Origin of the sequence: Pseudomonas sp. Z003-0.4C(8344-21), from assembly GCF_900104975.1 — a bacterium.
Lineage (GTDB): Bacteria > Pseudomonadota > Gammaproteobacteria > Pseudomonadales > Pseudomonadaceae > Aquipseudomonas > Aquipseudomonas granadensis.
The window spans coordinates 5,480,573-5,506,397 of the sequence record NZ_LT629756.1; the positions used below are offsets into that span (position 1 = coordinate 5,480,573).

General features: G+C 55.2%; 25 protein-coding genes and 1 other RNA gene. 22 read left to right on the forward strand and 4 right to left on the reverse strand.

Annotated features, from left to right (window positions below; genetic code table 11):
- Positions 1-21: 21 nt before the first annotated feature.
- From BLU24_RS24785 to BLU24_RS24865, 18 genes are all read left to right on the forward strand, one after another.
- A complete protein-coding gene (locus BLU24_RS24785; RefSeq protein WP_093104809.1) occupies positions 22-846 on the forward strand; it encodes a (Fe-S)-binding protein in 825 nt (274 codons plus the stop codon).
- A complete protein-coding gene (locus BLU24_RS24790) occupies positions 843-2,297 on the forward strand; it encodes a LutB/LldF family L-lactate oxidation iron-sulfur protein (RefSeq protein ID WP_093104814.1) in 1,455 nt (484 codons plus the stop codon). The genes BLU24_RS24785 and BLU24_RS24790 overlap by 4 nt, the downstream gene beginning before the upstream one ends.
- Positions 2,297-2,968, forward strand: a complete 672-nt coding sequence (locus BLU24_RS24795; RefSeq protein ID WP_093104818.1) for a LutC/YkgG family protein — start codon at positions 2,297-2,299, stop codon at positions 2,966-2,968. The genes BLU24_RS24790 and BLU24_RS24795 overlap by 1 nt, the downstream gene beginning before the upstream one ends.
- Positions 2,965-5,775: an FAD-binding and (Fe-S)-binding domain-containing protein gene (locus BLU24_RS24800; protein ID WP_093104822.1), complete on the forward strand. Its 2,811-nt coding sequence runs from the start codon at positions 2,965-2,967 to the stop codon at positions 5,773-5,775. The genes BLU24_RS24795 and BLU24_RS24800 overlap by 4 nt, the downstream gene beginning before the upstream one ends.
- A gap of 130 nt (positions 5,776-5,905) precedes the next feature.
- Positions 5,906-6,184 (forward strand): hypothetical protein, encoded by a 279-nt coding sequence (locus BLU24_RS24805; RefSeq protein ID WP_093104826.1) that lies wholly within the window; start codon positions 5,906-5,908, stop codon positions 6,182-6,184.
- A 95-nt stretch (positions 6,185-6,279) separates the two neighbouring features.
- Positions 6,280-6,668, forward strand: a transfer-messenger RNA (tmRNA) gene (gene ssrA / locus BLU24_RS24810).
- Between the two features lie 167 nt (positions 6,669-6,835).
- Positions 6,836-8,071: a tyrosine-type recombinase/integrase gene (locus tag BLU24_RS24815; protein ID WP_083354193.1), complete on the forward strand. Its 1,236-nt coding sequence runs from the start codon at positions 6,836-6,838 to the stop codon at positions 8,069-8,071.
- Positions 8,072-8,351: 280 nt separating this feature from the next.
- On the forward strand, positions 8,352-9,191 hold the full coding sequence (locus BLU24_RS24820; protein WP_083354192.1) for a hypothetical protein: 840 nt from the start codon (positions 8,352-8,354) through the stop codon (positions 9,189-9,191).
- Positions 9,192-9,279: 88 nt separating this feature from the next.
- Positions 9,280-9,600: a helix-turn-helix transcriptional regulator gene (locus BLU24_RS24825; RefSeq protein WP_083354191.1), complete on the forward strand. Its 321-nt coding sequence runs from the start codon at positions 9,280-9,282 to the stop codon at positions 9,598-9,600.
- A complete protein-coding gene (locus BLU24_RS24830) occupies positions 9,597-10,205 on the forward strand; it encodes a hypothetical protein (RefSeq protein ID WP_083354190.1) in 609 nt (202 codons plus the stop codon). Before BLU24_RS24825 ends, BLU24_RS24830 begins: the two co-directional genes overlap by 4 nt.
- Positions 10,202-10,507 carry a hypothetical protein gene (locus tag BLU24_RS24835; RefSeq protein WP_093104830.1) on the forward strand — a complete coding sequence of 102 codons (306 nt, stop codon included), beginning with the start codon at positions 10,202-10,204 and terminating at the stop codon, positions 10,505-10,507. Before BLU24_RS24830 ends, BLU24_RS24835 begins: the two co-directional genes overlap by 4 nt.
- Before the next feature lie 373 nt (positions 10,508-10,880).
- Entirely contained in the window at positions 10,881-11,039 is a 159-nt protein-coding gene (locus BLU24_RS27860; protein WP_172833297.1) for a hypothetical protein, read from the forward strand.
- Complete coding sequence (locus tag BLU24_RS24840; protein ID WP_083354188.1) at positions 11,036-11,320, forward strand: hypothetical protein; 285 nt, start codon at positions 11,036-11,038, stop codon at positions 11,318-11,320. Before BLU24_RS27860 ends, BLU24_RS24840 begins: the two co-directional genes overlap by 4 nt.
- Complete coding sequence (locus tag BLU24_RS24845) at positions 11,317-11,589, forward strand: DUF3077 domain-containing protein (RefSeq protein WP_083354187.1); 273 nt, start codon at positions 11,317-11,319, stop codon at positions 11,587-11,589. Before BLU24_RS24840 ends, BLU24_RS24845 begins: the two co-directional genes overlap by 4 nt.
- On the forward strand, positions 11,586-14,492 hold the full coding sequence (locus BLU24_RS24850) for a DUF927 domain-containing protein (RefSeq protein ID WP_093104835.1): 2,907 nt from the start codon (positions 11,586-11,588) through the stop codon (positions 14,490-14,492). The genes BLU24_RS24845 and BLU24_RS24850 overlap by 4 nt, the downstream gene beginning before the upstream one ends.
- A gap of 93 nt (positions 14,493-14,585) precedes the next feature.
- Positions 14,586-15,434: a chromosome segregation protein SMC gene (locus tag BLU24_RS24855; protein ID WP_231990175.1), complete on the forward strand. Its 849-nt coding sequence runs from the start codon at positions 14,586-14,588 to the stop codon at positions 15,432-15,434.
- A 57-nt stretch (positions 15,435-15,491) separates the two neighbouring features.
- Positions 15,492-15,680 (forward strand): hypothetical protein, encoded by a 189-nt coding sequence (locus BLU24_RS24860; RefSeq protein WP_083354184.1) that lies wholly within the window; start codon positions 15,492-15,494, stop codon positions 15,678-15,680.
- A gap of 64 nt (positions 15,681-15,744) precedes the next feature.
- Positions 15,745-16,110, forward strand: a complete 366-nt coding sequence (locus BLU24_RS24865) for a histone-like nucleoid-structuring protein, MvaT/MvaU family (protein WP_093104838.1) — start codon at positions 15,745-15,747, stop codon at positions 16,108-16,110.
- Between the two features lie 230 nt (positions 16,111-16,340).
- On the opposite strand, the gene BLU24_RS27715 is transcribed toward BLU24_RS24865, so the two are convergent.
- From BLU24_RS27715 to BLU24_RS24890, 4 genes are all read right to left on the reverse strand, one after another.
- Positions 16,341-17,543, reverse strand: coding sequence for a hypothetical protein (locus BLU24_RS27715; RefSeq protein WP_157720872.1), 1,203 nt, complete (start codon positions 17,541-17,543; stop codon positions 16,341-16,343).
- A gap of 217 nt (positions 17,544-17,760) precedes the next feature.
- On the reverse strand, positions 17,761-18,933 hold the full coding sequence (locus BLU24_RS24880) for a ComEA family DNA-binding protein (RefSeq protein WP_083354180.1): 1,173 nt from the start codon (positions 18,931-18,933) through the stop codon (positions 17,761-17,763).
- Positions 18,934-19,197: 264 nt separating this feature from the next.
- Positions 19,198-19,842: a hypothetical protein gene (locus BLU24_RS24885; protein WP_083354179.1), complete on the reverse strand. Its 645-nt coding sequence runs from the start codon at positions 19,840-19,842 to the stop codon at positions 19,198-19,200.
- Positions 19,829-21,064 (reverse strand): hypothetical protein, encoded by a 1,236-nt coding sequence (locus tag BLU24_RS24890; protein WP_083354178.1) that lies wholly within the window; start codon positions 21,062-21,064, stop codon positions 19,829-19,831. Before BLU24_RS24890 ends, BLU24_RS24885 begins: the two co-directional genes overlap by 14 nt.
- Positions 21,065-21,915: 851 nt before the next feature.
- On the opposite strand from BLU24_RS24890, the gene BLU24_RS24895 reads away from it, so the two are divergent.
- From BLU24_RS24895 to BLU24_RS24910, 4 genes are all read left to right on the forward strand, one after another.
- Positions 21,916-22,701, forward strand: coding sequence for a hypothetical protein (locus BLU24_RS24895; protein ID WP_231982447.1), 786 nt, complete (start codon positions 21,916-21,918; stop codon positions 22,699-22,701).
- A 378-nt stretch (positions 22,702-23,079) separates the two neighbouring features.
- Entirely contained in the window at positions 23,080-23,442 is a 363-nt protein-coding gene (locus BLU24_RS24900; protein WP_093104845.1) for a DUF6124 family protein, read from the forward strand.
- Between the two features lie 249 nt (positions 23,443-23,691).
- Positions 23,692-24,279, forward strand: coding sequence for a ribosomal protein S5-alanine N-acetyltransferase (gene rimJ / locus BLU24_RS24905; RefSeq protein ID WP_093104848.1), 588 nt, complete (start codon positions 23,692-23,694; stop codon positions 24,277-24,279).
- A gap of 68 nt (positions 24,280-24,347) precedes the next feature.
- The gene (locus tag BLU24_RS24910) at positions 24,348-25,787 is read left to right on the forward strand and encodes an ArnT family glycosyltransferase (RefSeq protein WP_093104851.1); all 1,440 of its coding nucleotides are present in this window, start codon (positions 24,348-24,350) and stop codon (positions 25,785-25,787) included.
- Positions 25,788-25,825 lie beyond the last annotated feature (38 nt).

Sequence of the window (25,825 nt, forward strand, 5' to 3'; positions counted from 1 at the left end):
GACCACCCGGAGACACGCCTGATGAGCGAGCTTTTTTACAATGCTGTGCCAAACGCTACCCGCGTGGCGCCGCCACTGCCCGAACCTCGGCAATACCCCAGCGAGAAACCGTCGCGGGTGTACCTGTTCGGCACGTGTGTGGTCGACCTGTTCTACCCCGAAGCCGGGATGGACGCGATCCACTTGCTGGAGCGTGAAGGCATTCGGGTCGAGTACCCGCAAGGGCAGAGCTGCTGCGGGCAACCGGCCTACACCTCGGGTTACACCGAGCAGGCGCGGACCGTGGCGCGCTCGCAACTGGCGCTGTTTGCCGGGGATTATCCGGTGGTGGTGCCGTCGGGTTCCTGCGCCGGCATGCTGCGTGAACATTACGCCGACTTGTTCAAGGACGAGCCGGAAACGCTGAAACAGGTACAGGCCCTCGCAGCCCGCACCTATGAACTGGCCGAGTTTCTGCTGTTCGTCTGCAAGGTGCAGCTCAAAGACAGCGGCGAACCGGTGAAAGTCGCGCTGCACACCTCGTGTTCGGCACGCCGCGAAATGAACACCCACCTGCACGGCCGCGAGCTGTTGGCGCAGTTGAGCAACGTGGAACGGGTCAACCACGACCACGAAAGCGAATGCTGTGGCTTCGGCGGAACATTCAGCGTCCGTATGCCAGACATTTCCGGGGCGATGGTGGCTGACAAGACCCGGGCCTTGAAGGAATCCGGCGCGCATCAGATTCTCAGTGCCGACTGTGGCTGCCTGATGAACATCAACGGCGCACTGGAGAAACAACGGGAAGCGCTGCGCGGGCAACACCTGGCGAGCTTCCTCTGGCAACGAACCGGAGGTGCGCAATGAGCACCTCGACGATTATTCCTACGGTCGCCGTAGAAGAAGATTTCCGCACCCGGGCGCACAACGCCTTGGGTGACCAGCAGCTACGGAACAACTTCCGCACTGCCATGGACTCCCTGATGACCAAGCGCGCCGCCGCTTTCAGTGATGCCCATGAACGAGAACATTTGCGCGCACTGGGCAATTCGATCAAGGCCCGCGCATTGTCCAAATTGCCCGAGCTGCTCGAGCAACTGGAACAGAACCTGACCCGCAACGGTGTGACAGTGCACTGGGCGGAAACGGTGGACGAAGCCAATGGCATCGTCCTCTCGATCATCCGCGCTCACGAGGCGCGGCAAGTGATCAAGGGCAAATCGATGGTCAGCGAAGAGATGGAGATGAACCATTTCCTCGAGGCTCGGGACATTGAATGTCTGGAGTCCGACATGGGGGAATACATCGTCCAGCTCGACCACGAGAAGCCTTCACACATCATTATGCCGGCGATCCACAAGAATGCCGGTCAGGTCGCGTCCTTGTTCCACGACAAACTTGGCGTGGAGTACACCAAGGACGTTGACCAACTCATTCAGATCGGTCGCAAAGTCTTGCGGCAGAAATTCTTCGAAGCGGACATCGGCGTTTCCGGCGTCAACTTCGCCGTGGCTGAAACCGGCACCCTGCTGCTGGTGGAAAACGAAGGCAACGGCCGCATGACCACCAGCGTGCCGCCGGTGCACATCGCCGTCACCGGCATCGAAAAAGTCGTGGAAAACCTGCGCGACGTGGTGCCGTTGCTGTCCCTGCTGACCCGCTCGGCACTGGGCATTCCGATCACTACCTACGTCAACATGATCTCCGGCCCGCGCAAGGAACACGAACTCGACGGCCCGCAGGAAGTGCATCTGGTGCTGCTCGACAACGGCCGCAGCCAGGCCTTCGCCGACAGTGAATTGCGCCAGACCCTCAACTGCATCCGCTGCGGCGCCTGCATGAATCATTGCCCGGTGTACACCCGCGTCGGCGGCCACACCTATGGCGAGGTCTACCCGGGACCGATCGGCAAAATCATCACCCCGCACATGGTCGGCCTGGCGAAAGTCCCGGACCACCCGAGCGCGTCCTCGCTGTGCGGCGCCTGCGGTGAAGTGTGCCCGGTGAAAATTCCGATCCCGGCGATTCTGCGCCGCTTACGCGAAGAGAACGTCAAAGCGCCGGACTCGCCGCATCAAGTGATGCGCGGCCAAGGCAGCAAGTATTCGCGCAAGGAACGCTTGATCTGGAACGCCTGGGCAAAACTCAACAGCTCGCCAACTCTGTATCGCCTGTTCGGCTTCTTCGCCACCCGCCTGCGCGCGCTCACGCCAAACAATGTCGGCCCGTGGACGCAAAACCACAGCGCACCGAAACCCGCCGCTCGCTCACTGCACGACATGGCCCGCGAGCATCTGGCCAAACAGGGAGATCGTTGATGAGCGCCAAGCAAAATATCCTCGGCAAACTGAGGAAAAGTCTGACCGGCACCACGCCGATCGCCGACAACTTCGATGTCGAACTGGTGACGCAGCCTTACACCTACAGCGCCGAACAGCGCATTCCGCAACTGCGCAAATTGATGGAAGCGGTGCACACCGAAATCCATCTGACCTCGGCCGAAGCATGGCCGGCGCTGCTCGCGCAATTACTGCGCGATCGCCAGTTGCCCAGCCTGCTGATCGCACCGACGACACCGCACGGGCAACGCATCACACAACACTGGGCGAACAATCCCGGGCTGCCTGCACTGAAATCCTACGACCGGCCGGTGGAGGAATGGAAAGCCGAGCTGTTCAACGACACCCCGGCCAGCCTTACCGGCACCCTCGGTGCCATCGCTGCGACCGGCAGCCTGATTATCTGGCCTACCCGCGAAGAGCCGCGCTTGATGAGCCTGGTACCGCCGGTGCATTTCGCCCTGCTCAAGGCCAGCGAGATCCGCGACAACTTCTACCAAGTGCAAGCGGAATTTGAATGGGCGCAAGGCATGCCGACTAACGCGCTACTGGTCTCCGGGCCTTCGAAAACCGCCGATATTGAACAGGTGCTGGCGTATGGCGCGCATGGCCCGAAAGATCTGGTCGTGCTGATTCTGGAGGATCAATGAGTCTTCCTGCCGCTTTCCTGCGTGATGCCGAGCAACTGATCCCGGCCGAGCGCCGCTTTGACGATCCGTTATCGACTCTGGCCTTCGGCACCGATGCCAGTTTCTATCGATTGATTCCGCAACTGGTGATCCGCGTCGAGTCCGAAGACGAAGTCGTGGCATTGCTGAAACTGGCCCAGCGTGATCGCGTGCCGGTGACCTTCCGCGCCGCGGGCACCAGTCTGTCCGGTCAGGCGATCAGCGATTCGGTGTTGATCGTGCTCGGGGATAACTGGAACGCCCGTGAGATCCGTGGCCAAGGCACGCAGATCCGTCTGCAACCGGGCGTTATCGGCGCGCAGGCCAACGCCTGGCTGGCGCCGTTCGGACGCAAGATCGGCCCGGACCCGGCGTCGATCAACGCCTGCAAAATCGGCGGCATCGTCGCCAACAACGCCAGCGGCATGTGCTGCGGCACCGCGCAAAATACCTATCACACCCTGGCCGGAATTCGTCTGGTGCTGGCCGACGGCACCTGCCTCGACACCGAAGACGCGGCCAGTGTCGCAGCGTTTCGCTCAAGCCACGGCGAGCTGCTCGAGCGATTGGCGACATTGGGCCGCGAGACCCGCGCCAATGCCGAACTGGCCGCACGAATCCGCCACAAATACCGTCTGAAAAATACCACCGGCCTTTCGCTCAATGCCCTGGTGGATTTCGACGAGCCTGTGGATATCTTGAGCCACTTGCTGGTCGGCTCCGAAGGCACCCTCGGCTTCATCAGCGCAGTGACCTACGACACCGTTATCGACCACCCGAACAAAGCCTCGGCGCTGATCGTCTTCCCAAATGTGGAAACCTGCTGCAACGCGGTCACCGTGCTGAAAAGCCAACCGGTGTCCGCCGTCGAACTGCTCGACCGGCGCAGCCTGCGCTCGGTGCAAGACAAACCGGGCATGCCTGCTTTCGTACAACAGCTGTCGAACAATGCCTGCGCCTTGCTCATCGAATCCCGCGCGGCATCTTCCGCTTTGCTGCAGGAACAACTGGCGCAAATCATGGCGTCGCTCAGCGGATTCCCCGTCGAGAAGCAGGTCGACTTCACCGAGGATCCTGTGGAAAACGCCCGGCTGTGGGCGATCCGCAAAGACACCTTCCCCGCCGTCGGCGCCGTGCGCAAAACCGGCACGACAGTGATCATCGAAGATGTGACCTTTCCGGTCGAGCAACTGGCCATCGGCGTGAATCGCCTGATCGAGCTGTTCGATAAACATGTCTACGCCGAAGCGATCCTTTTCGGACACGCGCTGGAAGGCAATCTGCACTTCGTCTTCACCCAAGGCTTCAACAACCCGGAAGAAATCGCACGCTATCAAGCGTTCATGGACGACGTCGCGCAACTGGTGGCGGTCGAGTTTGGCGGTTCACTGAAAGCCGAGCACGGCACCGGCCGCAACATGGCGCCGTTCGTTGAACTGGAATGGGGCAGCGACGCCTATCAGTTGATGTGGCAGCTCAAGCGCCTGCTCGACCCCAACGGCATTCTCAACCCGGACGTGGTCCTCAGCGAAGATCCGCAGATCCATCTCAAACACCTGAAACCACTGCCCGCCGCCGATGAGATTGTGGATAAGTGCATCGAATGCGGTTTCTGCGAGCCGGTCTGCCCGTCGAAAGGCCTGACCCTGAGCCCGCGTCAGCGCATCGTTATCTGGCGCGATATTCAGGCGAAAAAACGCGCCGGCATCGACACCCGCGAACTGGAAGAAGCCTACGAGTACCAAGGCATCGAAACCTGCGCGGCGACTGGGCTCTGCGCACAACGCTGCCCGGTCGGCATCAATACTGGCGAGCTGGTGAAAAAGCTCCGCGGCCGACACGCAACCCATCAGAAAACCGCCGACTGGATCGAAGGAAATTTCGACAAGACCCTGCAAGGCGCACGCTTCACCCTGCACGTCGCCAACGGTGCGCGGATGCTGCTTGGCGCACCGCGTCTGGAAAAGCTGTCGGCGACCCTGACCCGTTTGTCCAAAGGCCAGGTGCCGCTGTGGACCAACGCGATGCCGCAACCGGAAAAAGCCATTCGCTTCAGTCCGAACGTCGCAGACGAGCGCCCGCGCGTGGTGTATCTGGCCGCGTGCGTGTCGCGGGTCATGGGCCCGGCGGCGGGCGACAAAGAACAGATGTCGCTCTACGACAAAACTCGCGGTCTGCTGGAAAAGGCCGGTTACCAGGTTGTGTTCCCGGAGAATCTCGACAACCTCTGCTGCGGTCAGCCGTTTGCCTCCAAAGGCTACGCCGAACAGGCCGAACACAAGCGCCAGGAACTGATCAGCGCATTGCTGCATGCCAGCCGCGGCGGGCTCGACCCGATCTACTGCGATACCAGCCCGTGTACGTTGCGACTGGTGCAGGACGTCGGCGAATCGCGCCTGGATCTGTACGATCCGGTGCGTTTCATCCGCACTCATCTGGCGGATCGCCTGGACTTCACCCCGCAAGACGCACCGATTGCCGTGCACGTGACCTGCAGCACCCAGCATCTGGGCGAAAGCCAGGCGCTGATCGATCTGGCGCGTAAGTGCAGCAAAAACGTGGTCATCCCCGAAGGCATTCATTGCTGCGGGTTTGCCGGCGACAAGGGCTTCACCACACCGGAGCTCAACAGCCACTCGCTGCGCACGCTCAAGGATGCGGTGCAGCAGTGCAGCGAAGGCATCTCGACCAGCCGCACGTGCGAAATCGGCCTGACGCAACACGGGGGAATCGACTACCACGGCCTGGTCTATCTGGTGGACCGGGTGACCCGTGCAAAAGCCGTCTGAAGAAAAATAGAACCCTTGAGCGAGACGGCAGTCCACAGAACAAGCCCCGAACAATCGGGGCTTTTCCTCCATTCGGTGGCCCGTCCCTACGGTCAGCGAAGCCTGGATCCCTCAGTTCAAGGAGATACACATGAAGCGTTCTGTACTGTTAGGTCTGTTCGTTACTGCCTCGATGATGGCCTCCACTTCGTTCGCCGCTGACAAGCCAGCCGATCTGTGTGATGCCAATATTCAGACGATCAACAATTCCAAGGCGCAGTTGGCGTCTAAACCAGAGCTGGTGCAGCGTGCTGAGACCAGCGTGGCCAGAGCCCAGTCGCTCAAAGCCGAAGGCAAAATCGACGACTGCGTTGCGGAAACCTCGCAACTCATCGTGGAAATGCGCAAAGCCACCGGCACCAACAATTGATCAACGCCGGGCCAACCTGCGGGTTGGCCTCGCGGGCTGATTGACGTACACTGTGCAGGCTTGTTGCTCAAACAGATTCGCTGAGCAATGAGTTCGGGGCCGTTTAGGATTCGACGCCGGTTGCGAAACTCTAGGTGCATGCCGACTTGGTAACAGAAGTCGTAAATCCACTGTTGCAACTACTTATAGTTGCCAATGACGACCAATACGGTGTTGCTCTCGCTGCTTAATTGCAGCTGACAATGCTCCTGGTACCTTCGGGTCCAGCAATCATCAGGGGATGTCTGTAAACCCGAAATGATTGTCATATAGAACAGAATCGCCGTGCAGTACGTTGTGGACGAAGCGGCTAAAACTTACACAACTCGCCCAAAGCACCCTGCCCGTCGGGTCGCTGAGGGTTAACTTAATAGACACGGCTACGCATGTAGTACCGACAGCGGAGTACTGGCGGACGGGGGTTCAAATCCCCCCGGCTCCACCAAATAGCAATCTAGACCTGTCTCAGACAGTCTACGAAACTCCCCAAGAAGCCCGCCCTGTGCGGGCTTTCTTGTTTCTGGCTATCCGTCCCTGTCTACCCCTATCCCATCATGCGCTGTATCCTCCCGTGTACCACGGATGTAAATTGAAACTGATGGGTACAAGGAAATGAAGCGCACTGAAATCAAACGTCGTCCTCTGGCTGACACGGTCGTAGCGACTCTGGAACCCGATTCCAAGGAGTACCGCGAGCACGATGGAAACAACGTGTATCTCCGAGTGCGGCCCGATGGCAAAAAGTCATGGCAGCTTCGATACAAGAAGGCTGACGGTAAGTGGTCCTGGATAGGGCTAGGCAGTTACCCGGCAGTTACTGGATCTGCTGCACGACAGAAAGCGACCGAACTGCGGGCTAGTACAGCTGAAGGGAGCAACCCCTTGGCAACGATGCGAGCCAGGAAAGCTGCGGAGTTGGAAAGCGCCAGTAATACCTTTGAGAAACTTGCTCGGGAGTGGTACGCGTCCAAACGAAAAGGCTGGACCAACGGCACCGCCGTTCGAACCATTGGCGCTTTAGAGCTTCACGTCTTCCCAGTTTTCGGAACGCGCTCCTATCGCGAAATCCTTCCGATGGAGTGGATGGACTTTCTTCGCTCGATGGAACGGAAAGGGATCATTGAGCAGACCAGCCGTGTACGAGGAATGTGTCGAGAGATATACGATCTTGCTAGGGTAACCGGCCGGGCAACCCACAATCCGTTGGAAGGCCTTCACAAATTTCTTCAGACGAAACCGGCGGAAAACTACGCCCATGTATCCCAAGAAGAACTGCCTCCGCTGCTCCGAGCAATCCGAGCGTATCCAAGTGCTATGGATATCCGTATCGGCCTGCATCTGCTTTCCATGCTGGCATGTCGTCCGTCCGAAATTCGGGAGGCTCGGTGGTCAGAATTCGACTTAAAAAAAGCGCTATGGACAATCCCGGCGGAGCGAATGAAACGTCGCCGAGAGCACCTAGTGCCACTTCCGCACCAAGCAGTAACTCTGCTGAAAGAGCTGTATGTTTTGACCGGCAGCTACCAGTTACTTTTCCCAGGCCGCAGCGACACAACCAAAGCACGCTCCAACACTGTCTTCCTAATGGCGTTACGTCGCCTCGGTTATGAAGGTCGACAAACTGGCCACGGATTCCGACACATCGCCAGCACGATACTCAACGAGCACGGTTTTGATGAGAACCATATCGAGGCCCAACTTTCGCATGTGAAGGATGGAGTTGCAGGTGTTTACAACAAAGCGGTCTACGTTAAACAACGTACGACGATGATGCAGTGGTACGCGGATTACCTGGACCAGTTAGCTGCCGGAAATGTCGTTCACGGGCATTTTGAAGAAGTGGTATGAACGTGCGTTTCCATATCCGACCAAAAATCGGTGTTACAGGTGTTACGCATGTAACGACCGCTACCAAACGCCTGAATTCATTGACTCTAAGGCTTGTTACACGATTGCGCGGATCTTCGTACACCCCATGTAACTCGGCACAAATGTGTAACGCCAAAACGAGCCCTTTCCCCACTGCGGGCCGCTGCTTACCGCGTACTGAAAGAGGGGTTTCGCTGGTTACGCTCGCAAAATATAGGGCGTGGGATCAAAGCGGAGACGATGCGCGAGCCACTAACCAATGACTACTAACCAAAGCATCGCGCATTCGGCACTTACGTCTGGCTTGAGGGGCTTCCTATCTGACCAGTCGCTTTATGCCCTGTGCCGTGAACAGCTCAATGACGTGTGTTACTTGATCGATCAGTGTTGCCAGCGCATCCAGAGCAGCGGCATCAGCAGCGATCTCAGCAGTATGTGCATCAAGGCGACTATGCATGAGGAAACCATTTTCCAGTACGCCTCTACCGACCACAGAGCGCGCCTCGCGCACTGGGTTCGTCAATACAGCGGTTGTCACGCTGCTTCGGATCGAGAGGCACATGCGGCCTACATCATGGCATGCGCTGTGAAGGCACTCGGGATTTTGAGCGACTGGATGCGTGAAGCCGATCAGAAGGTCTGGTCATACGTGTCGAAGCATCCGACCGACTGGCCTTGGAGCTTCTATTGTAATTTCGTCGAGACTCAGATTGATCCGCGGGAACGCATTGAGGCGCTCGAGCAATATGTGCTTCATCTGGAGCCGATTACTTCACTCCCCTGCCTTATCGATGATGAGCTGACCCCGACTGCAGATAGAGCTATCAAAAACGCCATTCGCAAGAAAGGTGGCGTCGTCAGTGGGATAGGGCGAGCTCAAGACATGACCACTCGCGATGCGGCTATCACTAAGCAGGCCCTTCATTACTTGGCGAGCGGCATGTCACACAGGGATATCACCTCGAAGGTACATTCCTGGCTCGAGCAGGAAGTCGCAAAGCCACCCGCGCAGCGCCCTGAGTGGATCGCCCTTGAAACCGAAAAGGCGTTGTCTCGTAAAAGTGTCGAGGCAATTCTCAAGCGCAACTTCGTGGTGTAAACCTGAAATTTCAAATGGAAGTGAACTGCTCACCGGCGCCCAATCTCTAGACCATTGCTCTCGTCCAAACCAATCGAGAGCAATACCAATGACAAAGAACCTCACCCAATTCCCCGCTCCAACCTTTTCAAATCTTGCTAATCGTTTCGACTCTCCTTCCGCCGTACCAGATCTAGCCACTCCGTTTGATCCCGCCACTACCCTCATTCGCATGCCGCGTCTTGAGATAGCTACGGGACTCAAGCGCTCGACTCTCTACAAGCTGATGCAGTGCCCTGAAAGTGGTTTTCCACGACCGGTAAAACTGAGCAATAGCAACGCACGCGGAGCTCCTGTCGCGTGGGTTCTTTCTGAAGTCCAGAGCTGGGTCAAAAGCCGCATCGAGGCCCGGAATCAGGTGGCCGCATGAAGCGCAATTACTGCCCTTTCAAGGGACCATTCTTTGACTCGTACAGCATCGGATTCCGCCTCTATCAACCTGGTGAAATTAACTGGCGTCATCGCACTATTGCGGGCGTGAGCTGGAACGGCGAAGAGCAAGATGCGTACTTCTTCAGCCCTGACGGTCTCGTGCTTCCACTAAAAGCCAATCCTTGGGAACTGCCCGAACTCATCCGCAAAAATACGGTGCGCAGAGAGTTTTCGAGCGTTCACGGCTCCGGCTATTTTGCTATGAGCGAAAGCCGCCTCGCCTCGTTGAAATCGCGGGGCATGACCGACTGGGTTACCTACTGGCTCGTCGATCAATCAGCGGGATTCGCGAACGATCCGGCGGTATGGCAACGGATCATGGATGAGGATCTTGCCGTCGAGAAGACGACAAGCGAGCGCGCTCATCAACATATGCGCTTGACCTCCGACCTGAACGGTTATGTCGAGGAGTGTGTTGCACAACGCCGCGAGCAAATGGCCGTTGTACACCGTCGCCGCTGTGCTGAAGACAGCAAGATCCTCGCTTGGCTCAAAGGCGAAACACCTCCTCCACTGTTCGCTAGTACGCAGGAGGCAGCATGAATCGCAAGATCGCTGATAACGCCTTGATGCATCCGTTCTCCGTACTGCGCCGGATCGGATTTTCTACTCGTCTCATGCAGCGCCTCGAACGCCACCGCAGCCGACAGGAAAAGCGAGGCCGCGTAGTTAGCGTGATGAGTTGGGCCGACGGCACCTGGTGCGCCCTTTCCCTCTACTGCGAAAAAACCGGCGCGGTGGTCGTCGACGAAGGCCAGCAAACCCAAGCCTATGAAGACGCCCGCTCGATGCTCAGCGGCGGCTTCCTACCCCTCCTATCCCTGCGCTGGGAAGCCCATGCCTGAAACGAAAACGCCTCCGGGGGCGATCCGGAGGCGTTGAGGTCAATCTACATGCACAAACAATTTATGCCGCACCTGAAAAAACCGCAAGCCATCAGCGCAGTTGCACTTTCGAAAGACGGACGTTACTCTCTGGTCGTCGCTGCAAATTCAGTGACCGGACTTGGCCGTCCGAACCGCAAAAGGCGCACAAGCGCCCTCCATCCGAACGCAGGCGCTTTTTTTGTGCCCGCCGTATCGTGTTATGGCGGCTGTGCGTGGGACACCTTCGGGTGTGCCGGGTCCCTTTTGCCCCGGTCGGCCAACCCGCGTACAGCTGTCACCTTTCCTTGCTTGGCCGCAAGCGGTGGCAGCTCCTCAGCAAAAGGAGCTCTACATGACCGCTATCAATCCGTCCAAAATTCGCGCCGCTGCACACCGTGCAATGGCTCTCGCCGCTTTACACGCCAACTCCAGCCTCGCTACACGCCTCTCCCGTTACAACGCTCACATGGCCAAAGCCCGCGCACTCGAAACCGCAGGCGGTGCCCAATGAACAACGCTTTGAGTTTCGCCCTGCCCGAAGACCTGCTCTGCGTGAATCCGACCGCAGAAGCCGGTGTGCCCATCGACGCCATCACCTGCGCCATTGCTCGCGCCGACTCGGTGCTGACGCTGCTTGAAGAACACTTCGAAAACGACTCCTCGCGCCTTGCTAATCACGTCATCGCGGCCGTCCTCTGGGACGTGCGCGGCACACTTGGCTTGATCAAAACGCTGACCTTGCACGGCGACTCCACCTCGATGCCTGCTGCGCAGAAAGGCGGTGCGCTATGACCACCTCCACCACCCTCGGGCATGCCACGTTCACTCGCGTGAACGCCTCCGATTTGAAGTTGTTCCGGGTCAATGCCGGAGTACCGGTCGAAGACGCACTGGAGATGGTTTCCCTGCTGCAGCATCACGCCAACCAACTTAATTTCGACGCCGCCATGAGTGACAGCGGTGAGCGTTTCAGTTGGCCTGCCATGTACCTAGGCGAGATGGCTAAAGCTCTGATCGATGACATCAACGACGCATTGTTTCTGCCGAGGGCTGACGCATGAGCCAACGCCCGAGCACCTCCGCAAAGCGTCTAAGCTTTGCCGACGTGAAAGCCGCCGCACTGAAAGACATTGATCGCGTTCTGTCTCACTGGCTGCCCAATGGCAAGCGCGTCGACGGAGGCAAGGAATACACCGCACCCAACCCAACCCGCAGCGATAAGCGCGCCGGTTCGCTCAAGATCAGTTTGAGCAAAGGCACATGGTCCGACTTTGCCACCGGCGACAAGGGCGGCGACCTGATCGATCTGGTGCGCTATCTGGACGGCGGCACCGACATCGAGGCCTGCAACCAACTCGCAGAATTGCTCAACGTGTCGCCCGGCGGTGCCCAGGCGAAGACAACGCCTGCCAAGACAAAAGCTCCTGAGTGGATTGCCATCCAGCCGATCCCAGGCGAGGCCATGAACAAATGCCCTGCCAAGCATCGGCAGCACGGCGCACCGTCCAAGGTGTGGATCTACCGTGATGCAAAAGGCCAGCCGCTTATGGCGCTCTACCGCTTCGACCTGACGCCCGATGAGGACGGCAAGCCGAAAAAGGTTTTTGCACCACTTACATGGTGCGAGCGCGCCGATGGCCAAACCACGCAATGGCGCTGGCAGGGTCTGCCCGATCCACGTCCGCTGTTGCGACTTGATGAACTCGCTCAGCGCAGTGACGCGCCAGTGGTTTTATGCGAAGGCGAAAAAGCTGCCGACGCTGCCGCCGAACTGCTGCCGAGCCACGTGGCCACCTGCTGGCCGAACGGTTCCAACTCTTGGCATAAAGCTGACCTGACACCACTTAAGGGTCGCGATGTGCTGTTGTGGCCTGACAACGACGACAGCGGCAAAGCTTGCATGAAAACCGTCGCCGAAAAGCTGCGCGAAATCGGAGCCGCCTCGGTCCGTTTCATCGCTCTGGACTTGTTCAAACGCAAGCCCACGCTGAAGAGTGGCCGCGCCGCTTTCGCCAAAGGTGGTCAATGGGATGATGGTGATGACGCTGCCGATGCGCTCACCAAAAATTGGACAGCCGCGCATTTCGCTGAGCTGCAAAGCAGCGGCGAGCTGTTTGGTTTGGTCGAGGAAAAACCATCCCCGGAGCAAACTGAAGCCAAGCCGGACGCGAAGACGAAACCCGCAGCCAAGCGCCCGACAAAATCGAAAACCGACCTGATGCCCGGCGGCTTTCGACTCACGTCAGAAGGTGTGTTTTATGCCGGTGATGACGGTGAGGCGCGTCCGGTGTGCTCGCCATTGGAGATCCTCGCCCGTACTCGCGACGACAAAGGTCAGAACTGGGGCTTGTTAGTCGAATTCGACGATCCCGACGGCGCCAAGAAACGCTGGAACATTCCGGCGCGCACCATGACCGGTGACTTTGGCAAAGACGTGCTCGGCCCGCTGGTGGACATGGGGCTACGTCTCGCCGGAAGTCGGTCAGGGCGTAATGCACGCAATGATCTGCAGAGTTATCTCGGCGGCTTCGACAGCGCCCAACGGGCTCGACTGGTCACGCGTTTAGGTTGGCATGACACGGCGTTTCTACTGCCCGAGCAGCAGGTTGGTGCGCACAGCGAGCACCTACACTTCTACGAAGCCGGTTCGCAACTTCCGCCAATCAGCGAAGCGGGCACGCTTGAACAATGGCAAGAGCAGATCGGCGCGCTGTGCGTCGGCAATCATCGTTTGGCATTTGTCGTCGGCGTGGCCTTCGCGGGGCCGCTGTTGCACATGCTTGGTCATGAGTCGGGCGGCTTTCACTTGTACGGCGACAGCTCCGGCGGCAAGACCACCCATTTGCAGGTCGCCGCCTCGATCTACGGCGGACCGCGACTGGTGCGTTCGTGGCGTTCCACCGACAACGCGCTGGAGTCTATCGCCGCCGCGCATTCCGACGGCCTTCTGGTCTTGGATGAAATCGGCATGTGCGACCCGCGCATCATCGGCGAGACGGTGTACATGCTCGGCAACGGCACAGGCAAGGCACGCGCCAACGATCGAGGCCAAGCTGGCCGACAGGTACAGGAGTGGCGCCTGCTATTTCTCTCCACCGGCGAGAAGACGTTGGCCCAGCACATGGCCGAAGCGAACAAGGAACTAAAAGCGGGTATGGAAGTGCGCATGCTTGCTGTCCCGGCCGATGCCAGCAAAGGCCTCGGCATGTTCGATGTGCTTAACGGTTTTGAAGATGCAGCGGCACTGTCCGACGCGCTCAAAGCACGCGTAGCGAAGTACTACGGCACGCCGCTCACAGCCTTCCTTACCGCGCTGTGTGAACCCGGTAAGCGTCACGGCTGGGCAGCCATCCTGCGCCGCACGCTGGAAGGTTTTATCGCCCAGTCGTTACCGGCGTCGGCCAGTGGACAAGCGCACCGTGCCGCCGCTCGCTTCGGTCTCGCCGCTGCAGCGGGCGAGTTGGCAACCGCGATGGGGATCACCGGCTGGCCCGACGGGACCGCAACCATCGCTGCTCGCGTGTGCCTCAACGCATGGATGAACGAGCGTGGCGGCGCCGGCAACTTCGAGGGCGATGCAATCGTGGCGCGACTTAGACAGATCATCGAGCGCTTCGGTGAGAGCCGCTTTACGCGTTGGGAGTCGACGGCGGCGAAGATCGACGAACACGGTCCGCGCACCATCGACCGACTCGGTTTTCGTAAGACGTTGGAGCACGGTCTTGGTGATTCCCTGCACACAACCAACACCTACTACGTGCTCCCCGAGTTATGGCGCTCGGAAATCTTCCGAGGCATGAACATCAACGCGGTGAACAAGGAACTGCTGCAGCGCGGTGTTCTGGAACCGGGGAAGGACGGCAAGGCGTCGAGCCTGATCCGGTTACCAGGCCTCGGTACGCAACGTTGCTACATCGTGAAGACGATTCCGGGAATGGATGAGAGCGAGGCTCGGGCTGCCTGAGGGCATCTCTGCTGATCGAGGTAGCGCCGGCTAAATCCCGGCCTCGCCAGCCACTCAGCAAACCCACAATCGAATTGAACAGAGACCAACCACATGAACGAGATTCAAAACCTGAAAGACCGTCGCGACCATCTGTTGAGCGAGGCCGACCAACTGCATGCCGAACTACTGCCTCTTGAGGCTGTGCTGGAAGGCGAGGAAACCATCGAGCCGACTCAGGAGCGCGAACTCCGCAACAGGTACAACGAGCTGAAACGGAGTTTCGATTCGCGCAAAAACAACGCCGACCTTTTGGACAGGAAGATCAGTCGCCGCGAGAACCTTGCCTACTGCGATTCACTGATGGCGGGATACATCGAAGCGATGGATAACTGGACCGCTGATGAACAGGAGTTGAGGGAGAAGCGCCAAAGCCTCAGCAACCGTTTGGAGCAGATTCAGCAGCAGGCGGAAGAGGACATGGCGAGAGCTCGTCAGGCCGAGACGGACGCTGCCACGGCTTACGCGCAGGCAGTCGCCTGGGGTGATACCGAAGGCGAGAAGACCGCCAACACTGATGCGCAGAAGGCGGCGAAGAACCTCACGGTGGCCACCGAACACAATCGTCGCCAACACCTGATCATGAAGGCTTTAGAGCAGGAGCTGGTCACCGTAGATAAATACATCGCAGAAGCACACGTAAAGCATAAGGGGATAGAGCGCACCGCCCTGCTGCTATCGCAAACGGTACTCGAAGAGAAGTGGAACGAGGCCGCAAAAGCGTTGTTCGAGGTGGGCGGAAAATTGTGGGCCAATTACAACCTGCTTGACCGTGACCAGATTGGACTTATGAAGCTTGCCGTTCCAGAGCAAGGTGAGAACTTTGGGAATTGGACGTGGGAAGAGCTATCAGCTCGTTCGCGCCAATATCGCGCGCGGGACTTAATCAGCTCGACAGCCTGACGATACCGCAGTACCTCGAAGATATGAACAATCCAGAACGACGCAAGGATGAACGTAATGAACAAGCCGATACAGAACAGCGCCAGTTGGTCTGACACGCTCAAAACTCGGAAGGCCCATCTCAATGCCCTCTTGAAGACCATCAACGCAGGCCCGGGCAAATCCAGTCCAATACAAACGCTGACGATTAACGCGATCAAATCGGAAATGACCCACATTGACAACCAACTGAACCGTCGAAAATAGCGGTGAACTTATAACTAACTCGTTTTATCTTAATAACTACTCACGATCACTCAAGGGAAAGACAATGTCCAAACTCGCAGAGTACCGCCAGCTGGAAAAACACCTCGCTGAGCAGCTCCAGGCACTGGAAGCACTAAAAGGTGATGACGGACTGAAGAAAGAAATCGAGTTCGAGACCAAGCTGCGCAAGCTGCTTGAACACTATGGTTTCAGTCTGAAGCACATCATCAACATTCTAGAACCGCAGACCACGGCGAAGCGTCAAGGTGCAGCTCCAGCAGCCAGCACACGTAAACCACGCGAACTCAAGGTCTACAAAAATCCGAACACTGGTGAAGTCATCGAAACAAAGGGCGGGAATCACAAAGCGCTGAAAGAGTGGAAAGCGAAACACGGAGCCAACGTCGTCGAAGGATGGCTGAAGAACTAACTCTGCTTAACCTGAAAAAGGGCCCAGTCGGGCCCTTTTTGTTACGAAAGAAAAGGCCTGACATCAGTCCACAGTTGCAGATTTCCAGCCAATGAACTGCTTATCGTACAGGTCGTCTAGGAGAAGCGCGGCAACCGTAAATATTAAAGTCATCCGCTCGACTGGTATGCCTACGGAGCCTTGTTGCTGGACCTCTCACGATCAGCGATTCCCACTTTAGCGAAAACGAGTTACCTCGGCGGTTGGTACGGGAACTTGCTCGGAGTTACAATACGACCATTCTGAATTCGCGGCAGTACGACGTCCGTGTAGTAGGTATTCAGCGGCCAGTTGAAAAAACTGTCGTGGCCGCCGAAGAGCAGATCGTGCAAGACTCGCTCAATGCGTGACACCCGATTAAGTGCTCGTTCAACTTTCCATGGATCGGCTTTACGCGATCTCATTTCTGCGATCCTAGTCATTGCACCGGGTAGCATATTCGCTGCATGTTTGCGGCTCGTGGCAACTTTATTTTCGTATGCATTTCCGCAGTCCCTGGCGGCCTGCCAGCCGATAGCGCAGATATCCGCCAGAGACAAGACCTCAATCAGCGCTCGCAACACTTTTCGAGTAGCGGATTCTGACGTGATATCTAACTTTTGCTTACTCATCTGCAAGTCTAGATAACTAAAGGCGTAGTCTTCTGCCACTTCCCTGATCATGCCGACTAAGGCCGTTTCATCCGAAGACGCCAAGCTCGAGGCTAAGTCTGCGCGTAGTCGTAGCAATAGCTCCGATGCAGACAATGCCGCGTCATCGGCGGTGTCAGCGCTCACATTGTTTGACCAACCATACTCCTCCGCGGCGTAAATCCATTCAGAGCGCAAGCTGTCGGTTACCCAATGAGGGGCACTGACCATAACTATTGCTCCTGCACCCCACAGCGCGCCGATGAAGGATTGGGTACCGTTGATACTTGGTGCAAATGCCCCTAAGTCACCGGTCCCCGCTACGCTGGCTACACCGCCAACATGGGTGAGAAGCAGGGCCGTGAGGAGAATCTTGTCTTTGAGGAGGAGACGACTATAAGGCAGCCGCTGCCCAGCCCATTCTTTATTAGCGCGGCGAATTCGCTGCTCGATACAATGATGACAGCAACAATGGCTGCCTTGTTCGTGGCCACATGGCTTGCAGAACGGTGCTGGCATGCCATAGCTCTTGGTTTGCCATTTCTGCTGCATTGGAGAACCGCAACTGGGACACGGGCTGTCGTTTAGAACCCTCAATGGCAAAAGCGGCTGTAACTGCTTATAGGAGGTCTCAACGTGATACTCAACAAGCAGGTCTTTCACTTTCTCCCCGTTCATAAACCGGGTGTGCAGCTCGAGAATTTGAGTAATCGAAAGGTGCGAGAGGGCGGGATGTGGCGCTGCGAATGAAATAGTTGGTGACATGTTAATGCGGTTCTTTGGCCACTCTTGGATCGATGATTCTAACGAGAAAAGGCTTGTCTGACCTTAAGAATGTATAAAAGGAACCACATAGTCAGCTCAAAACGCGACTCCCCCTCACAGGCAATGAGCGAGTTGCCGGCGAAAGATAGCCCTCTAAGAAAGCAGTGGAAACGCACCTCCCAATTCTTAGAAACCCACAAAGTAATAAGATTTTCTGCTACAGGTTAAATACCTCGACCGCTTTTAACATCGTCTTGGCACCAACACCTTTAACCTTAGACAAAGAACTTTTATCAAGCGATCCATGCTGAACTCGCGCCTTGATTATTTCTTTAGCAGTATTTCGACTCACGTCAAGTAACGCTTCAAGTTCGTCAATTGTCGCCGTATTGACGTCAATGCAAGTTGCGATTTTATGCGACTCCCCCATGTACTCCAGGAGGTCTGCAATTACAAGATATGTATGAAAAACTGCTTTAACCGCTTCTACCTGTTCAACCTCAGCATGAACCCCTTTATTTGTTATTTTATTCGTTTTTTCAAGCCAAGCACCCAGAAAATCGACATGCGTTTTAGCTAAATCTCGATTGCTTTCTGATTCAATAGCGCTATCCATAAATGCCCAAAGCCTATTGACATATTGCCCCTGACCGAGCGTCCGTCCTTTAACGGAGGTCTGATTCGATGGATAAAGCTCGTCAGCTAAACCCTCGAGAAGCCGTCGGCAAGATGTGAGGGCTTGGGACCACTCTTCCGCGTTAGATGCGGATACTGAGCGGAAAACTATCATTAACTGCTCAGCCAACAACGGGTTTAGGTCCAGAAGTTTGTCATCGACAACTGTTTTTAACACATCAAAGCTACTACTGACCGTACCGGAAAACCTTAGCTTATTATAGAGCTCTGAAGCAAACTCATGCGCCTTTCTACGAACATAGCTAAGATGATTGTAAAGAGGTGTTTTATAATAAGTTCCGTCATTGCCAATTTTGTTTTTTGCAAGATCAGAATATCGCTCTTCGATAACTCCGACGCTCAAAAAACCACCACCTGCAACATGATTTTTGAAAGTCAACTCCTCGGTGACCAAGTGCAAGCCTCGCTTCAAACCAAGTTTTTCGAGCCTTCTTATATCCTTATCTATTTCTTGCTGCTTGACCTCATCACTTGAATAGTCATTTTTAGTTAGAGTGGCTAAAAGCTTCTGTATTTCGCCTACGTACTTGTGATCACCAAATTGAATCTGGCACCATATTTGAACATCAAGATTATCTACTAGCACTGCTGCCCGAGATAATTTTTGTACTGACGAGAAGACCGAGCTCTTGGGCGAGTCCAAATCCCTCAATGTCTGTTCCAATAAATTCAAAGCTTCAGCTTTTTGCGTCATAGTTCACTCATCAGACTTAAATTTAGCGAATTTTCCGTTCAGATAGTACTCGGATTTGGACAACAGAGGTAGACGTGTCTGGCGTAGATATTGTCAGCCACCTGCTTCAGGGAGTTTGGCTTAATGCGAGACACAAGCACCCTAAGCTCGTCCGACCTACATCGAGCGCTGACGGCCACAATCAACTAGCCAATTGAACAAAACTGGAATTAGCCGATTCAAATTTGCGGAATGTAAAGATATAGGCTCAAAGTTATTCGGAAATTATGATCCATCTTTTTTGTCTTTAGCGGACTCTGATGTGATCGAATTTTTCTGAGGCTCCATATAAGTGACCTGCCCTAACTCTGTCAACAACTTGGAGTTTATATTTAACCCCCCATCCTTGATATTGTAATACCAGATGGAGTCTTTATCCTTTCTGAAGGCGCAAGCCTTGGTAGTATTTTCCTTGTCTTTTAAAATCACCCAGTGACAACTCTCCATAAATGTCTCCGAAAGCTTCACACCGACGTCTTGCGATTTTTGGTATGACGAAAAGCATAGAAATATTATATAGAGCAGTAGTAGCAGTCCAGCCGGGGTATACTGCAACGCGCTTTTTATTTTACTGAAGTGGCTCGGCGCTCTCGCAATCGCTGAATTTGGCTTCATGAATTTTGCTGCAGCCCATATGGCAGCTAAAACAATAATTACGACAAATGATGTTAGAGCAATAACCTTTAAATGGTGATAAAAAATCTCAAATGTAATAAGACCACCGTCATATAATATCTTGTCGACTGATGGCTGACTGAATTCTGGATTAATACCAAACTCTCGCATGAATGCACTATTTTGGCCTGTGCCAGCAGCATAGACACAGCCAGTTATTAGCAGGGCGCTACTAATTGGCTCAACGATTTTCATGGGATTTTCCTATCTCCAACACGTTTATGCCAAATTCGAAGCCTTCGAGCTTTTCAGTATCCACCTTTGTAATGCTTAAATTCAGACTTTTCTTGACCTCAGTGATTGAGTGATCTTGACTTTCAATAACCTCAGCTTGAGAACCAGCTGCCTTCGCAATTGACTTTAGCTTCTGGGATACTACTGGCGTTTTATATCTATCATTAAATATGTCGCCCGTATCTTTTTTAACAGTAAGTGTCGGTATTGCCTCATTGTTTGTCAGGCTCGCTATCTCCTCCGCCTTCACCTGACCAGTAAGTAAAAGACAAGCCAAAACGCAAGCAAAAATTTGATTAGTAAGGGAGTCGCCAATGAGTGGTATTCGGCACCACATATCACCCGGAGACATAAATTCAGCTTGGCAGGTGACTATGTCACTCTTACCCAAAAGTATCGCACTTTCGATTAACCGTGCTAATTGACTTAAATCGGAAAACTCTTCACCAAGAAGTGTCTCGCTAAGGCTTTTGATTAGCGCGACATTTTGAAATAGCTTGCCTACAGCAAGCGCATTTACACGATGACTGGTTTTTATTTTATTCGAGAAAAACAGCGATTCGCCATCTGTGAAAAATGGATAAATCAGGTGAAAGATTTTTTCTTTGTGATTATTTAGGGACGTAACTGTTTGTTGGCCGCTTGTAGCTTTTCTAACCGCACCCGGGAGCTCAGATCGAGAGATGGAGGGCCCCCAGACCACATGTTTTCGCAGTTTATAACTTAAGGAGGAACGTTCAAAGCCTGGTGTACCATCTTTTTTTATTGTTGGTATGCGAATGGGTGCCTGATCGATATACGGAGTAGTTTCGCTACAGATCCCAAAACTATAACCATCATCTTTTTCGTTTCGGGTAACAATAAGATCTCCGCATTTAATATCATTAGCAAATCTTCTGATTTGGTTCAAGACATTAAACCCAGACCTATTGAGTTTACGACTCTCTTTCCCGTTCGTATTATCGCGAAATTCACTGTATTTTTCGTTGGTTAGTAATTGAGCTCTAATAAATTCCTCAGTTGGCAATTCATTAGGAATGATTCCACCATAAGCTCTTTCCAAGTGTTCGATTGCTATTACGCCTCCTGCACGAAAGTGTTTAGCATACTTCCCTTTTTCTGCACGTATAAACCATACGTTTTGTTCTTGAGTGAGGAGAGCGATTTTCAAATTTTGCAGCATATTAAATCCTTTTAGTATTGGCTTATGTTCTTATCTTGGTAATAAGTGAAAACAGTGACGTTGAACCTTTCCTACAATCGCATTGGCGGCATGATGGCATGAATGGCAGGATGATGGCTAAGGGATCAATGCGAGCGTTCTGTTTGACGCGCGGCACGAGCTTTTTTGGCTCACCAGAGGGACTGAAAACGTTACACACTGCGTCCCTGATACACCTCATGCCCTTCGCAATAACGGCCTGTGTAACGCGCAATATATGTAATAAAATCAATGACTTAGGAGGTATCGTTACACCTGTAACACTTATTACACCTCGTTTCTAAAGCATCTACCCCACTCCCCGTCAGAAATCAATTCCACCAGCGGGGTGATTCCGCGGGAGCTGGGGGCCCCTGCGCTAAAGCGACATATACGGGGTCGGAAACCCGCCGGACTTTGTTAGCGGACAGGTGCCCAGCTTAGTGAACAGGTGAACCGGGTGAACACCCAGTTCACCAGTGCAATTGCACAAGATGATGGGAGGTCGCCGGGGACCCTGAGCATTTCTGAATGACACGGGGCATAAAACCCGCGGGATCTTGGTAGTGGCTGACTTTTTTAGATTGGTTGACAGGTTGACTCGGTTGGCAGCTCAGGGCATGAGGAATCAGCAACACAAAAGACCATCATTACCGAAGCAGTAACGATGGTCTTATTTCAAGCAAATGCTTTCGATTTCAATGACTGAAATTTCAGTAAGCTGGGAGGCCTCCCACTACCAAGAACCCGCGGGTTTCCGACCCCGTACCTCCGTAAAACCCTCAGGGGCCCCCGGCAATTTCTCGTTCAACGCCCCACTAGCAAGAGACTTCATGACTGAGTATGTTTCCCCTTCTATAGCTAACAAGGAAGTAAACGTGTTCTGGAACAGAGAAAAAAAACTCAAGGTCGAGCTGACGACACCGGTCAACATTTCCTTGAGTCCGTTGAAAACCATTCGTGACGTGCCCGAACCAGCCGATCCCCAAGACGCAAAAACGAATACTGACTTAGCCTTTAAGCTGCTCATCTACGGGGCGTTGGTCTTACAGGCAGCCCTTATAGTCACCGGATACTCGGTGCTCGTTGGTTACTACGAGCAATTTGGTATTGATACAAACGAGCTCACGCTGGGTACTCCGACCCTATTGCTCCACGGATACGTGAATGTTTTTAGCGGGGCCTTAACAGCAGCAAGTCGTGTTCCTATCATTGGGCCAGCCTTACTAGCCTCAGTATTTATTGGTGTTGCGGCGGCCTTCATTGGACTCATCACAAAACGCCTGAAGGCAGGGGTAATTGTTGGCCTCTCCACCTGGATCGGTTTTTCCATGTTCTTAATATTTTTTGCCCCAGCAGTTGGTGTTCAGAAAGGCAAAGGTATGGGCTTGGAAAAATTCAGTGAGTACACAGGTCTGCCCCAACCTAATGCTTTGGAGAGTACCCACACAGTTCTGACAGACAAAGGTAACAAGATCAAAGGCCACCTGATTCTGGCGGATAGCAAAAACACCTTCCTGCTTGTTGACAGAACGGTCTTCAAAATTGATGGAACCACTGGTCGAGTCATTCGCGAAACCGAGCTGCGTGCCGAGGAGGACACCAACTCGAAGAAGTGAATTACCTCTTAGGGATAGCAGGCCACGCTTTTTGTATCCCATTCTGTATCCCTAAAATTTTCGAACCATACGAAGACCAATGTTTTCGGGACATATTCATACCAGTTCAAATGACCCCGGCCCACCAACTCTCATCAACAAGGCCCGCCAAGTGCGGGCCTTGTCGTATCTGCAGTTCCCATCACGAACACATACCCGAAGCTCTATTCCCAAATCTCCATCCTACAAAAAAACCATCCTAGGACTTTTCCCTCAACCCGCGTCGACTCCCATGAACTGGCGCTCCCTCCCCCTCGCCGTTACCCTCCTCCATTCCTGCCATCCAGCGGACGGTCTGGCAGTTGAATCGCTGTGAATGTTCACCCACGGAGCTCCATCATGAAGAAAATCACCCGGCTCACGCTGGTTGGCCCGGCCACGGCCGATGCGCTGTCCGCCAGTCCTGTCGCCCCCTCCACTGCCACCGCCCGCCCCGAAGCGTCGAGCCGGCGGCGGGCGTTGCCGCTCAACCAACTGATCAGAGTGCGTGACGATGTCGACACGCTGACGTTGCTCAACCATGCCAGTGAGATTCTCGATTCCCTCGTGGCCATCAGCGCCACGTTCGCCGATGAGTTCGATGGTTCGAAATATCATGTGGCAGTGGCGATCAAGCAGTTGAGTGCGATGGCGGAGATGCTGGTTTGCCGGGCGCGGGACAATCTTGATCCGTCGGCTGCCGGGCCGGAAACCTGCCACTGAGTCGGTCAGACGCGTTGATTTCCAAAGCCTGGGGACCGCGTTGTCAGCCACCTATCGAGATGAATTTTTATTCACTGCTCCTGCGCCGCCAACCCTTGTACAGTCCTCTCGCTCATTCAAGAAACTACGGTTCGCCCGCGCTCCTGCGGGCTTTTTTTTGCCTTGAAGAAAGTCCCTGCCACGCCCCGACTTGCCGTCACCCCGTGATTGCGCGACTCTGCGAGCAGATTCCTCGCGCCGGAGCGTCCGATGCCGCTATTGACCCTGCCCTGCGAGCGCCTGACGCTTGCGATTCTCGATCCGGATCAGGCTGAGCTGGAAAGTGCGTTCTACCAGCGCAACCAGCGTCACCTCGCGCCGTGGTCGCCGATTCGTACCACTGAGTATTTTTCCACCGAGCAGATTCGTCGGCGTCTCGATATTCAGGCCAGTGCGTTCGAAGCCGGGCTGGCGATGCATTTCGCGCTGTTGACGCTGGATGGTCAGCAGATGATCGGTGCGTGCAATTTCAGTGGTCTTATTCGCGGGGCGTTTCAGGCGTGTTATCTGGGTTATCACCTGGATGAAAAACATCAGGGCAGGGGTTTGATGGCCGAGGCGCTGGAGGCTGGCATTGGTTATATGTTCGATACGCAGAATCTGCACCGGATCATGGCCAATTACATTCCCGGCAATGAGCGCAGTGCGCGGCTGCTTGAGCGTTTGGGTTTCGAGAAGGAAGGCTACGCCAAGGCGTACCTGAACATTGCCGGGCGCTGGCAGGATCATGTGCTGACGGCGCTGGTCAATGCGCGGTTCGAGACGCCGGAGAAACGCTGGTCGCGCCCGCTGACCTGAGTTTCACAATTTGTTAAGCATTGCCGACGTATGCTCGGGCCTTCCGTCCTTTCCGGTTGCCTGAAGCCATGTCGCGTGCCGCCACTTCGCTGTTTCTGCTTGCCGCCCTGCTGTTTTTCTTTGCCCTTGGTGGTCATCAATTGCAAGGCTCCACCGAGGCCCGCGTTGCCGGCATCGCCATGGAAATGCATCTGGACGATGACTGGGTCACGCCGCGTCTGTTCGGCGAGCCGTTTCTGGAAAAACCACCGCTGAGCCTGTGGCTGGACGCCGGTGCCATGCGCGTGTTCGGCGAGTCGCCGTGGGCGGTACGGCTGGCTTCGGCGGTGGCCGGGCTGTTGAGCGTGTTGCTGCTGTACGGCATGTTGCGGCGTTTCGAACGGCCGAAAACGGTCGCCTGGACCGCAGGCATTCTGTTGGCGACCATGGCCAGTTATTGGAGCAACGTGCGTGGCGTCGGCGAGGATGCATTGTTGGCGCTCGGCGTGACCACGGCGCTGTTGGCGTTCTTTCAGGCGCAACGCCGCACGACTGTGGCTAACTCGTTGTTGTTCGCAGTCGGGATTGCCATCGCCACGTTGAGCAAAGGCGTACTGGGCCTGGCCATGCCGGGGGTGGTGATCTTTGCTTATTTGCTGGCTGACAACCTGATCGACCGACTCCTGAAAATCGCCGATTGGCTGCGACCTGCGCTGTGGACGCTGGTCGGGCTGATTCCGCTGATGATCTGGCTGATCATATTGTTTCAGCACGGCAGTGCCCAGGCTGTGCGCGAAGTGCTGCTGACCAACAGTGTCGGGCGCTTCAGCGGTTCGTTCGTCGAGGCGGGGCACTATGAGCCGTTCTATTACTACCTCGCCAAGCTGCCGGAAGCGTTCCTGCCGTGGAACATTCTGGTGTACCTGGGCCTTTGGCATTTTCGCCAACAGTTGAAGGCCAACCGTTATCTGCTGTTCTTCAGCCTGTGGATCGTCGCGCAATTTTTGATGCTGACGCTGGCGTCGAGTAAACGCACGGTTTACCTGATGTCGATGACGCCGGCCGCGGCGGTGATTGCGGCAGAATACGCGAACGTGCTGTTCGAGCGGTTAAAGGCGTACGAGTCCACCGAGCAGTGGGTACGCCGAATCGCCCGTCATCGTCAGACTTTGGCTGTGGGTATTCTGTCGCTGGTGATCGCAAGTTATCTGGTCGCCGCACAATGGGCGCTGCCCCATGCCGACAAGAAACTCTCGTTCCTGCCGTTGAGCGAACACATTCAGCAGCTGCAATCCGAAGGTCGCCAGGTGGCGCTGTTTCAAGCCAACGAACGGGTCGGCGGCGCCAGCGTTTTCTACACCCGGCAAGTGCTCAAGGGCCTGGATACCGATGTGCAACTGCGTGATTTTCTCGCGGCCTCGTCAGCCCACGTCGCGGTGATGGCCGGCGACAGCGCACCCGTTGCGCCACTCAAAGTGCTGAAGACTCTGAAGGTCGGGCGCCAAGCGTATTATTTCGTCAGTTATTGAGGTCGCGCAGCGCACAAAAAACCCGCCGATGGCGGGTT